11 protein-coding genes are annotated in these 12613 nt (G+C 46.5%); 2 read left to right on the plus strand and 9 right to left on the minus strand.

Going from position 1 to position 12613, the window contains the following annotated elements:
• Nucleotides 1-121 precede the first annotated feature (121 nt).
• On the minus strand, nt 122-1642 hold the full coding sequence (locus tag HQN90_RS01180) for a carboxypeptidase M32 (RefSeq protein WP_173215693.1): 1521 nt from the start codon (nt 1640-1642) through the stop codon (nt 122-124).
• Between the two features lie 145 nt (nt 1643-1787).
• On the opposite strand from HQN90_RS01180, the gene HQN90_RS01185 reads away from it, so the two are divergent.
• Both HQN90_RS01185 and HQN90_RS01190 read left to right on the plus strand, forming a co-directional pair.
• Nucleotides 1788-2111: an iron-sulfur cluster biosynthesis family protein gene (locus HQN90_RS01185; protein WP_173215696.1), complete on the plus strand. Its 324-nt coding sequence runs from the start codon at nt 1788-1790 to the stop codon at nt 2109-2111.
• Nucleotides 2112-2159: 48 nt separating this feature from the next.
• Nucleotides 2160-2741: a beta-class carbonic anhydrase gene (locus HQN90_RS01190; RefSeq protein ID WP_173215698.1), complete on the plus strand. Its 582-nt coding sequence runs from the start codon at nt 2160-2162 to the stop codon at nt 2739-2741.
• Nucleotides 2742-3099: 358 nt separating this feature from the next.
• On the opposite strand, the gene HQN90_RS01195 is transcribed toward HQN90_RS01190, so the two are convergent.
• From HQN90_RS01195 to HQN90_RS01230, 8 genes are all read right to left on the minus strand, one after another.
• A complete protein-coding gene (locus tag HQN90_RS01195; protein ID WP_173215700.1) occupies nt 3100-5241 on the minus strand; it encodes a hypothetical protein in 2142 nt (713 codons plus the stop codon).
• A gap of 63 nt (nt 5242-5304) precedes the next feature.
• A complete protein-coding gene (locus HQN90_RS01200; protein WP_173215702.1) occupies nt 5305-6483 on the minus strand; it encodes an ABC transporter permease in 1179 nt (392 codons plus the stop codon).
• Nucleotides 6480-7196: an ABC transporter ATP-binding protein gene (locus HQN90_RS01205; protein ID WP_216855156.1), complete on the minus strand. Its 717-nt coding sequence runs from the start codon at nt 7194-7196 to the stop codon at nt 6480-6482. The genes HQN90_RS01200 and HQN90_RS01205 overlap by 4 nt, the downstream gene beginning before the upstream one ends.
• Nucleotides 7197-7223: 27 nt before the next feature.
• Nucleotides 7224-8957 (minus strand): efflux RND transporter periplasmic adaptor subunit, encoded by a 1734-nt coding sequence (locus tag HQN90_RS01210; RefSeq protein ID WP_173215704.1) that lies wholly within the window; start codon nt 8955-8957, stop codon nt 7224-7226.
• Between the two features lie 90 nt (nt 8958-9047).
• Entirely contained in the window at nt 9048-9659 is a 612-nt protein-coding gene (locus HQN90_RS01215; RefSeq protein ID WP_173215706.1) for a hypothetical protein, read from the minus strand.
• A 72-nt stretch (nt 9660-9731) separates the two neighbouring features.
• A complete protein-coding gene (locus HQN90_RS01220) occupies nt 9732-11219 on the minus strand; it encodes a sensor histidine kinase (RefSeq protein ID WP_173215708.1) in 1488 nt (495 codons plus the stop codon).
• Nucleotides 11212-11940 carry a response regulator transcription factor gene (locus tag HQN90_RS39495; protein ID WP_173215710.1) on the minus strand — a complete coding sequence of 243 codons (729 nt, stop codon included), beginning with the start codon at nt 11938-11940 and terminating at the stop codon, nt 11212-11214. The genes HQN90_RS01220 and HQN90_RS39495 overlap by 8 nt, the downstream gene beginning before the upstream one ends.
• Nucleotides 11937-12470, minus strand: coding sequence for a DUF309 domain-containing protein (locus tag HQN90_RS01230; RefSeq protein WP_173215712.1), 534 nt, complete (start codon nt 12468-12470; stop codon nt 11937-11939). The genes HQN90_RS39495 and HQN90_RS01230 overlap by 4 nt, the downstream gene beginning before the upstream one ends.
• Nucleotides 12471-12613 lie beyond the last annotated feature (143 nt).

The raw sequence follows: 12613 nt of genomic DNA on the forward strand, positions 1-12613 counted from the left end.
AGTCGGTTAACGGTGTTTCGAACAGAAAACGTTGTCAAACAAAAAAAGAACGCCCAACCTTCCCTTATTCGGAAAGTTTGAGCGTCCTCTTTATTCTGCAGCAGAGTTCCAGCTAGTATCGTTAGATCCCGTAAACCGATTTGTATTTCTCTTCCAAATACGATACCAAGTAGTCAGGATTCAACTCTTCCCCTGTCACTTGCACAATAATTTCGTTTGGCGTTAATAATTTGCCGTGTTGATATACTTTATCTGTTAACCACTCTTTAATCGGCACTAGATTGCCCTCGGCAATCAAGCTGTCGAAATTCGGCAATTGTTTACGCAGGGTCTCTGTGAATTGCGCCGCGTACATGTTGCCAAGCGCATAAGAAGGGAAATAGCCAAAAGCGCCACCGGACCAGTGTACATCCTGCAGCACACCTTCCCCATCATTAGACGGAGTTACGCCTAAGTACTCTTCATATTTCTCATTCCACGCTTGCGGCAGGTCTGCTACAGCGATCGTACCGTTGAACAAGCCTTTTTCCAGCTCGTAGCGAATCATAATATGCAGATTATACGTCAATTCATCGGCTTCAATTCGAATTAGCGAAGGTTCGATATGATTGATCGCTTTGTAAAAGGAATCCACATCGACATCGTCGATTTGACCGCTGAACGTCGTTTGCAGCTCGCCATAATACCGTTCCCAGAACGCCTTGCTGCGACCAATCACATTTTCCCAGAAACGGGACTGTGACTCATGAATCCCCATCGAGGTGCCTGTGCACAGATTCGTCCCGACCAAATCCTTGGATATGTTTTGCTCATACAGCGCATGACCACCCTCATGGATGGTGCCAAATAAAGCAGACGTAATGTCATCCGGCAAATATCTGGTCGTAATACGCACATCGCCCGGATTCAACGCCGTGGCAAAAGGATGCACCGTCTCATCCAAGCGGCCCGCATCAAAGTCGTATTGCATTTGCTTCAAAATCGAAAGTGAAAATTGCTTCTGTTTGCTAATCTCGAATTGCTGATCCAAGAAGGAGCGATTCGGCTGGTTCGGAGAAGCTTGAATCCGCTGCAGCAATGGAACTGCCTTTTCGCGCAGCGCGCCAAATACTTCATCCAGCTTTTCAACGGTCATGCCAGGTTCGTACATATCTAACAAAGTGTTATATTTATGTCCTTCATAGCCCCACAGCTCAATAAACTCTTGGGTTGCCGCGACGATTTTCTCCAAATAGGGCTGAAAAGACACCCAATCCGAGTTATGTTTAGCTTCTTCCCATGCCGATTCGGCTTGTGAAGTCAGCACAACATAGGCTTGATATTTTTCAGCCGGTATTTTTTTGCTGCGGTCATATTCCTTTTGGCATTCCAGAACCATTTTGCGTGAAATGGCATCTAACTTATCCAGCTCTGACGGCTGAGTAAAAAACTGTACATAACTTCCCATTTCATCCGATGTGGACATCCGGAAAACCTCAGTGGATAGTTCTCCGACAACTTCGGAACGAGTTTCAATTCCTTTTTTCGGAGCGCCGGTGCGCATATCCCAATAAATGAGAGCGATGGCCTCCTCGTACTGTTTCATTTTGCGAACATACGCCTTGAACGATTCCAGCTTTGCTGGTGCAGCTTGCACACTCATGCTCTAATCTCCTCCCAAAAGTTTCTTAATTTATCATACTTCGTCCCCTTCTCAGAATCAAATTTATGCTAGTGTGTGTTAGAATAATGACAAGCCTTTTCGCTTTGGCGCAAAACACGCAAATTATTGAAGGAGCTGACGCAGCATGAACATTACTTTTACAGAAACAGCCATAGATCGTATAACGCCTTTATTAACCGGAGATGACGCGGTATTGAATCTCGTTTTTGACACAGAAGATTGCGGCTGCTCGGTGAATGGCGTCCCCACCCTTTGGATTGTCTCGAAAGCAAATGAAGAGAAACTTGTTGCTGAGACGAATCGGTTTACACTGACTTATAAAGCCAAGGACGAGATCTTTTTCGAAGAGAATATGACAATTGACTTCCACGAGAAGAATAAATCCTATATACTAAAGAGTAATAATCAGATTTACAATGCAAGTATGAGCTTAATTAACAAGAGATAAAGCTGCATCAACAAAGACAGCAGCAACAACTTACTTGGAGGGAAAGCCATGTCTTTGATGAGTGAAATTTTGAATTACAACGAGGAATTTGTCGAGACCAAGCAGTACAAGGAGTTCTTGACGACGAAGTTTCCCGACAAACGTATGGTCGTTCTCACCTGCATGGATACTCGGCTGGTAGAGCTGTTGCCCAAAGCTATGAACCTCCATAACGGAGATGCCAAAATTATCAAAAATGCCGGCGCCATCGTCTCCCATCCTTTCGGCAGTATCATGCGCAGCATCATTGTCGCCGTGTATCAGCTGGATGCGGACGAGGTGTTCGTCATTGGGCACTATGATTGCGGGATGACCGGGTTAAACTCGGATCATGTCATTGCCAATGCCAAAAAACGCGGAATTTCCGATGATGTCATCGCCACTTTGGGCCACTCCGGCATCGACTTATCTCGTTGGCTGGCAGGCTTTGAGCACGTCAGAGAAGGTATCGAGAAAAGTGTAAATATTATTCGGAATCATCCACTGCTTCCCAAAAATTTGCCAGTTCACGGGTTGATCATAGATCCCGAAACAGGTCGGCTTGATTTGGTCGCAGACGGCTATCAACAACCGGAAGACGTACATAGCTAAAACGAAAGAGCTGTTGCCTAGTTTAATTCTTAGGCTGCAGCTCTTTCTTGCTCTCTTTAAGGGTGCTCAAATTGCCGCAAGCAAGAAAGCAAACAAGTTCCTTGGTTCGCGGAGTCCAAAACCTGCGAAAGTGCAGGCTTTTTCAACAAAATGGAATGAAAAATAGAAAAGCCTGCGATTAGGCAGGCTTTTCTATCATTTTCATCCTGAAGTCAGAAATACGGCGCCAAAGCCTGCATAATTGCAGGAATCTATTGATTTATGGCTAATCCAAGCGCAAAAGGATGCATAATCGCAGGCTTTGTCAAAAGTAAAACTGCACTTCACACTCACAGATGTCCACACCATGGAAAGACTGCTACATGTCTAATGATTTAATCAGACGTTTGGCATCGCCATTTGGAGTTGCTACTACCTCGTACATATTAATCGTGACATTTGTATTCAATTGTTCGGATTTAATCGAACCGAAATCAATAAACTGGACGCCGGACATAATTTTTTGCTGACCCGTGAAGGTCATCGCTTTGGAGCTGAGCAGACGTCCTTCTGAATCGACCACTTCAAACAATAAGGAAGAGAAATTAGCATCCGTAATTACTTGCTCTTGACGACTGACATCCAGGTCAACACGCAAACGATAGGCATAAGAGGCATCTTTGCTATACGTTGCACTCACTGAGTAGTCCTTGAGGTTAATCGTGAATGGATACAAGGACACAGGACCTGTCGTTGGTATTGATTGAACAGCCGTTTTGTAAGAACCAACTGCCAGACGATTGGCATCGTATAAGTTAAGCGCAAGTTTATCAGCCTTTTCCGTACCTGGAAGCAGATAGGAATAGCTTACTACGTAACTGGTGTTCGGAGCGATGTTCTTCGAAGACGTTGTTTGACGTACGCCGGAATACGTGTAGCCCTCTGCATTGGTTAGATCGGATTGGAAATCTGGGATCGTTAAAGTATCTGTCCCTTTATTCGTTAATTTGTACTTCGCCACAACGGTTTTGAAGCCGAAATCAGCATTCTCGCTCATGCCCATTTCTACCAGCGAGACGTCGATATTAGAATCAATCAGATTACTCGCCGTGAACTTGAACGGAGTCCCCATTGTATAATCTTCTGCGGCTGAATAAGAGGAAACTTCCCCTCCGCTGCCCGCCCCTGCCAGTGTCGTAATCGAAACCGGCAAGGTTGCCGCTTGCTTATTGGTGCTTGCGTCCGTGCTTCCTGTCCCACTTCCTGTACCGCTTCCTGTGTTGCTTCCCGGCTGCGTTGTTCCTCCGGCGGCTTCCTGCTTCTCAAGAACAACCAATTGCAGCGCATCGGTGTTCAAGCCTGCCGGCAAAATGCCTGTGAAACGGAAGGTTGTCGTTTCATTCGGAGCTAAATAGGTTGTACGAACGGAGTTGTCATTCGCTAACACCGCAACGCTGCCGCGAAGTGCCTGGAACTCTGCTGAAAGGTTAGGGATAGTCACTACCCCTTCGCTTTTATTCGTTAACGTCACGTTCGCTTGCAGATGCAAGCCGTCGGATTGCTTGCTTGCTGCCGCCCAGGAGGTCGATATCGTTAGTTCGTTTTCATCCGTGGTGGGATAATCGGTGTTGGTGCCGATTTTGCCAATGACAAATGACTTCGCCGTATTCAGAGAGCCTAATACGGTTGTCTTCACTTTGCCTTTGGGCGAGAAAAGCAAGGTTAAGCTGCTTGTGTCAAGCGAAGCCGGAACCGCCGTTTGCAAGGTTGCTTTGATCGGCTGCTGCGGAAGCAAGGATTGCCCTGCCCCTTTGGCAAACTGGGCGTTATACGTCAAGCCCTTGCTGTCCTGGTAGTTGTATTCAAGGCCATCCGGCAGCTTAAGGGCAGCATCGCTTAAGTTTTCCAGTACCAGATCGGTATAAATCATCCATGCCCCATCTTTATAAACCTTATAGCTGTTGCCTAATTCCGCGGTAACTAATGCATTGTCGCTTAGTGTCGCATCTATTTCCTGTAAATTAATGACAGCTTGCTGATGTACCGATTGTCCGGTTTCCGTTAATGCCGCATCGACAGACAATGCGCCAAGATCATGCATTTTATTATAATTCCATTCAAAAATATCGACTTTCAGCTGACCTGGCGCTAAATTCGCAGGAATTTCGGACGTAAACTTGAACGTCCCCGTTTCTCCTCCTTTAACGCGCGCTGTTACTTTCTCCGTCAGCTTGGCTGTATAGGACACGCCGTTCGCGTCAATCACCTTGACGCCATAGTTATTGAAATCAACTGGCGTGCTGCTGTTGTTATTCAGCCCGAGTGAGAAGCGAAGCGAGCTGTCATCCGCGCCTGCGGACAAAGCAACCTTGTCTAAGGTAAAGTAGACGGAATCATTCAGAAACACGCCTTCCTTCCCAGCAAAAGCCGAAGTGGCCAAAGGTAGTGTTAGGAAGCTTGCAGCTGTCAGCACGAGGGCTGAACGACTCAGCAAGCGTTTCATCTTTCGTTGTTGGATCACAGGGAGTCCTCCTTCAAATTTCGCATAAGAATGATGCTTCTATCCTAGCTGCATTTCGTACAATTAATCAGATCTTAAAGCGTCAATAGGACGCAATTTAGAAGCTTTGTTCGCTGGGTATAAGCCAAATATCACGCCAACAAGCACAGAGAATAAGAAGGCATACAAGCTAATATCGAACGATAAGCTCGTCGTTTGCTTCGGACTGAAGTACGGCAGCGCATAGGATAATCCAATGCCTAACGCAAGTCCAATTAATCCGCCCATGCCGCTAATGACGACAGCTTCAACGAGAAACTGCAGCAAAATATTTCGCCGCTTGGCGCCAATCGATTTGCGAATACCAATTTCTCTGGTTCGTTCGCTGACAGTAACCAACATAATATTCATAATTCCGATCCCGCCTACCAGCAGGGAAATAAGAGCAACAGCTACTAATTGATTCGTAAGTGTATTCGTCGCTTCAGTCCGTGCTTTGAGCAGTTCATCCTGATTCGTCAAAACGAAGCCTGTATCGCTTTTAAATTTATAAGTCAGATACTGCTTCATCGTTTCTTGGGCGGCGTAAATATCATCCTTCGTTGGGGCCTCCACATAGGTCGTGCGGATTTGCCCCAATTTAAACACGCGTCGAGCTGTTTCTAGAGGGACAATAACCGAGCTATCGACAGAAGCTCCACCAATATTGGACCCCTTCTCTTTCAAGGTACCGATGACGCTAAAAACGGCTCCATCAATGTTGATTTCCTCGCCTACAGGGTCCAGCGTTCCAAAATAAGTCTTAGCTACTTCACTGCCCAAGATCGCAACATTCGAGCGAAATTCAAGATCGGTAGGAGAAAGATTGCGGCCTTTATCAATGGTTGCTTTAATAATCCCGAAGTAGCGATCATTCGTACCAATGACGTTGTATTTCTCCTGCGTACGATCATATTTAATGTTCGATCCGTTTTTGGTCATGGTTGGGGCAATGGATTTGAACTCCGGAAAGTTCTCGAAATTCATTAGCTCATTGTAATCCAGCTGTGTAGCACGCCCGTTCCCTGTTGCGGTTACAACAAGCAAATTCGTCCCCATATTCTCGTACTGCTTGGCGATTTGTTCCGAAGTCCCTTGCCCGATCGACACCAGTGTAACTACAGAGCTAACCCCGATAATGACACCCAGCATCGTTAGAAAAGTTCGCAACGGACTTGAAATGATCGTCCGAAGCGACATTCTGAGCAGTTCATTTACCTTCATATGCCCACCTCTTGCTGAAGGCTCTTCACCGTATTATTCCGGTAATCATCAATGATAACACCGTCTCGGAGTGCTACGACCCGCTGCGCATTATCGGCAATGTGATGATCATGGGTAATCAACACGATCGTATTGCCTTGGGCATTTAATTGTAAAATTAATTCCAACACTTCTTCGCCGGTTCTGGAATCCAATGCTCCGGTTGGTTCATCCGCCAAGATTAAGGAAGGCGAGATCGCCAGTGCCCTTGCAATCGCTACACGCTGCTGCTGGCCTCCGGAAAGCTCGCTTGGCTTATGATGACCACGCTCTCCCATGCCAAGCATCTTTAGCATATTGTGAGCCCGTTCCCGCCGTTCCTTCCTGGGAATTCCGGCATAGATCATCGGGAGCTCGACATTTTCCATCGCCGATAAACGAGGCAATAAGTTAAATTGTTGAAAAATGAAGCCGATTTTCTGATTGCGCAGCTCGGCAAGGGCATTATCGCTCATGTGCTCGGTTACGACGCCATCCAGTATATAGCTGCCCGATGTGGGAACATCCAGCAAGCCAATGGTATTCATTAGCGTTGATTTCCCCGATCCGCTGGGGCCGATGATGGCTACGAAATCACCCTCGGCTACAGAAAGCGATATGCTGCGCAATATGGGCAGATCTTCCAGACCACGCTTATAGGTTTTGGTAATTTCTTTGAGTTCAATGATATTCATACCGCAATCACTCCTTTCCAGGCAGTATTATCTACCACCGCCACCACCACCGCCGTTAATCCGGGTAGCTCCTGTATTGCCGCCACCACCGCCTGCTCCGCCCGGAGCGCCGCCTTGTTGGAATCCGGCACCGCCGCCAAAGCCACCTGCACCACCTGCGCCGCCGCCTTGCTGGAACTGTTGTCTTAACTTATTAATCTCATCTTGACTTAAATTTTGCTGTCTTTTCACATTTGGCAGAACAACTTTATCGCCTTCTTTAAGCCCTTCGGTAATTTCGATTTGCGTTTTGGAACGGATGCCAATCTTGACCTCATGTTCCGCTTCCAGCGTGCCATCTGCTTTCTTCAGCGTAACAATACGCTTCCCTTTGGAGGATTGAAGCGCTTCTGGCGGGATATAGATGGCATCCTTTTTATCTTGAATCAAAATTTCGCCGGTTGCCGTCATCCCATATTTCAATACATTATCCTTATTGTCAGTAGCTAGAACAACATCATAGAACGTTACGCCATTCGTTGTCGTTCCAACGGTGGAGACCTGCGTAACTTCTGCCGGGAAAATACGTCCTGGGTAAGAATCTACTTTAATTTCCGCTTTCATCCCCGTCTTAATGTTAGGAAGGTCCAACTCATCCACTTGAACAGGCAGCTGCATTTTGGCAAAGCTGGCTACCGCTCCGAGCTGCGTACCGCTCGTCACTTTACTTCCCACTTGAAAGTTGCTCAAAATATCATTTTTCTTATTCACGAAGTCTGTTGAGAAAACACCATCAAATGGCGCTAAAATTTTCAATCCGTCAACCTTGTCTTTCGCTGCGTCCACTTTCAGCTTCTGACGTTCAATGGCAGACTGCTTCGCAAGAATATCATCGCCCAAGGTATCGTTCACGAAGGTGCTGATGACATCGCCTTGATGAACCATATTGCCTGTTTTGAAAGGCAGGGTAGACACATTGCCGGTTGTCCCAGCCAGAATCGTTGTTACTTTGAGATACTGCAAGGCGCTTTTGCCTTGCGAATCCACAGAACGGCCGCCGATAGTGACGGAACCCAATACATTCGTACCAGCATCCATCGAGTTGTCATTCGGAACCGTAACGTCGATATCAATCAACTTTCCGCCCTTGCCATCGGATTTTGGATCTTTGGATATCGTTTCGATGCTTCCTGTTTTGGTAATCATGAAGCCATCCAGCGTAATATCTACAGCATCGCCTTTATGCAGCTGCGCAGCATCTTCCACAAAGAAAGGAAGCGTTACTGTCAGTGTATTTACGTCAGCAATGGTAGCTATTTTCGTTGATTTGTTAATGGAAGCTCCTAAGTCAAGATTCGTAGCGTATGTAAGTTTGCCGGAAACCGGTGCTTTTACACCCATTAAGCCTTGCTGCTGCTGTAAAGAACTCAAATCTTTCTCAAGCTGCTCATAGTTCAGTTCAGCATCCTGCAAATCGCTTTCCAAGCTGGAGCTCGTGAGTTCAATCAGAACATCGCCGGCTTTGACCGCTTGATTCCGTTTCAAGTTAATTGATTTAATATTGGCATCCTGCGTAATTGAAATGATTTGTGTATCCTTTGGCTCGAACTGCGCCGTCCCGGATACAGACGATCGAATATTGCCTTTCCTCACATCGGTCGTTACTTCCTTGACATCCGCTGTTTTTGTTTTCTTTCCTTTTGTCAGATAGACATACGTGCCGCCAGCACATAGGATAACTGCGAGACTTATAATAAGCCATTTGCTGCGATACCATTTCATGAAGTTGCTTCCTCCTAAGATATAATCTCGAGCCCAATCTTATCTTGATTTCACGTTGAGTTGTCTGCCTTAACCACGAATTGCGAGCGGTTAATTCTGCTTGGAAACAAGCAAATCGACTAATTGCTGTTCAATGCTCATCCCCATGGTTTTGGGATCCATCTGCGGCTTCTCCCCGTCTGTACGATCCATTTCACCGGCTTCAGCCTCTCGCCCGGCTTTTCTTCGCGCTATAAAAGCATCGATCCGCTTTTCTCGCTCCTCATCAGATAATGCCAGACCTGGATTGTCCACTCGCTTCGCAATGCGTTGCGTCAATTGCTTGATTTGCTCATCAAGGAATGCTTTCTGCTCGGCAGTCAGGCTGCGAAGCACTTGCTTGCGTTCAGCATCGCTCATGCTCCCTTCCTCCATGCTTTGACGAATAGAAGGCAGCATAGCAGCAGCTTGCTTAGTCGTTATAACGAGAGAAGCATTCCGATCCATCCGAAGCAACGTCTGAAAGAGCATAACCAACTGCATCTCCGTCAGATTTTGAACATCTTCGTCAGGCTGTCCAACATGTGAGAATTGCCCAGATGCAGGAGAAGACGTCGCCACGGCCGTTACAGAATCCACGGCAGGCACGTTAGAGCTGCAAGCGCTTAACAGAAAAGTTAGGAGTATCATGCTCGAAACCACTATGTGTGTGCACCTAATCATACATACACCTCCAAGACAAAAAAATCCTGTCCACAAGCAACAGGATACGAAATAAACATGAATTAAGTTTGCTTAACTTGTAAAAAAATTGTGAATATCCGACGAAATGCGTGGAAATGCGACACGAAATTCCGTGCCTTCTCCCACTCGACTGTGAACCTGTATCGTTCCTTGCATCCCAGTGACCAAATGTTTCACAATTGTTAAACCAAGACCAGTACCCGTCGCTACATCCGAACGTGAGGTTCTTGCTTCATCAGCTTTATAGAACCGATCCCAAATTCGAGCCAGCTCGGCTTCTGTCATACCAGTCCCGGTATCCCGAATATAAAGGATGACTTCTTGCTCCTGAATTTCTAGTGCAACCGTTAGCGTTCCGCCCTCTGGCGTAAATTTTAATGAATTATAAATTAAATTTTGCACAATTTGCGCAAAGCGATCTGGATCCAGCTGCACTTGACCTGGTTCTTTGAGCGGATCAGGCAAGATTAGATGAAGCGAAATATGCTTGAGAGCAATCGGGGCTTTCAATAGCTCAAGCGAATCTTCCAGCGTTTCTGCCATGTTCACAGGCCTCATACGGAAGACATCAACCCCATTTTGAATCTGTGCCAGATCGAGAAGATCCGTGACAAGCCGCTGAAGGCGTTGAACCTCTTGATCGCAAATACGTAAATAATGCGAATATTTATCTTCGGGTATGACCTTGTCGTTCATCGCTACGATAAAGCCTCGAAGCGTCGTTAAAGGCGAACGAAGTTCATGGGAGACGTTCGTCAGAAATTCCTGCCGAGTTCCTTCCCACCCTTCCAACTGCTCCACCATGAAATTGAAGCTTGCTGCAAGCTGACCAACCTCATCCTGCGAGGTAATGGGTACTCTCGTTGTGAAATCTCCATGCGCCAGCTCAAGCGCCGCTCGGTTCATTTGCTGCAGCGGACCTGCAAGCTTGCGAGAAATAATAAATAGAATGAATCCAACCGCAAGGAGAGAGAACAATAGCGGCACCATAATATTGACCCTTACAGCAGAAATGGCTTCACTAATATCGCCTGCGGGAAAATGTAGAATGATGACCATGGGCTGACCGTTGAGCTGAGAAGGTGCATGATAGGTAAACAGATTAACGTTCCGTCCATCAGGCATCGTTAAGGCAACCATCCCATACCCGGAATGACCGTGCAGCCCGTCAATGAATAACGCGTCCATCTGCTTGGGAATCCCCCGTCCTTCACTGTCCGAGGAGCCATTCAAAATATTGCCCTTATCATCAACCAGCCACACCTGTCCGTTAATGCTTCGTGCCAAAATACGGATCGTATATTTTAATTCACGTGTCGTAATCGTGCCATCCTGTACAGAGTTCATCAGGCGCGTCACTTCGACGTTGCGTTTCTCCAGCAGCTCGATCTTATCTTTGTAAAATAAATCGGTGAAATAGTAATTCCAGAACAAAAAGAGACCTGCGAAGAAAAGAACACAAGTCGCAAGAAAAGATAAAAATATTTTTAAATACAGACTGTTGTACTTGCTAATGATCCAGCGTTTGGCCTTAAGCATGCTGAACCACCTCAAACGAGTAGCCTATCCCCCATAAAGTCTGAATGTTCCAGCTGTCATGTTGTCCGAGTTTTTTACGCAAGTTTTTCACATGCGCATCTACGGTTCGCGTACCGCCTGAGAAATCAAAATTCCACACATACCCCAGCAAATCTTCACGTGTAAATACACGGCTTGGATGACTCGTCAAGAAATAGAGCAATTCGATTTCCTTCGGTGTTAATTCAACCCGTTTGCCGCCGACCATGACCCGGTACTGCTCCAAATCTATGACGATATTGCCGATCTCCAGCCACTTCCGTGTGGCGCTCTGAGTGCCGCTTGGTTCAGGAGATACTTGAATTGTACGGCGCAGCACTGCTTTAATCCGGGCAATCAGCTCATTGGGGTCAAACGGCTTAACCAAATAATCATCAACACCAAGATTGAACCCTCTCAATTTATCGATAGACTCCCCTTTTGCCGTGAGGAATATGATTGGCGTTTGATGAAGTGGGGCTTCCATTTTGCGAATTTGATCACAAAGCTCATAACCCGAAATATCAGGCAGCATAATGTCCAGCAGCACTAAATTCGGTTTCTCGGCTGCAATCGTTCGAAGCACCTCCTGACCGCGAGGCAGCAGGATCGCTTCATAATTGGAGTGCTCTAAGTACAAGCGGACGACCTCCGCAATATTGGGCTCATCATCAACGACTAAAACTTTACCTTCCGAACTCACTTGGCGCCACCCTTTTCCTTGCGGATTTGCTGTTGTCTCGCTCTTTCTGATATAACCTCTGAACGGTCTCGCCGCGTATGCTTATGGGTAAGCTCCTCATCGAGCAAACGGCTCGCCCCCTGCCAAATCAATCCTTTTCTTTCACATTCTGCTGCACACCAAGCGCTCAACGCCATATCTGAAATCGGCAAATTGATATCCGCGAATAAGTAATCCTGATGCTCAATCTGAGCTAGTGTTTGACTGAGGATCTGCTGGAGTTTGTCAGCGTCCAGCCCCAATGAAGCGAGATGGGCGGCATCCATATTGCCTGCTGCGCTTTGCAGCATCTTCGATGCACCGCTGCGGTTCCCTCTTCGAATATGGTACATGCCAACTGCGATTTGGATAAGAGCCACATACGTCTTACTGCGTTCATCTCCTGGATGTTCCTTCCAGAACTCCTCCATTACCTCATGACATTCAAAGTAGTCACGCTCCGCATGGAAATAAAGTAAATATGCGAGATAAGCTTCTGGATACTGCTTCATGAATCGTTCCCCTCACCTTGTTGTAATCACGGCAATGCCTCTATATTCCTCATGTTACTCGAAAGTTGTGTCAGCGTCCAATATCAGAATGCCTAAAGTCTGAATTTCTACCATTTCCCAGCGCAACCATTCTAGCATTTGAA

Source organism: Paenibacillus alba, from assembly GCF_013204855.1.
Classification (GTDB): Bacteria; Bacillota; Bacilli; order Paenibacillales; family NBRC-103111; genus Paenibacillus_E; species Paenibacillus_E alba.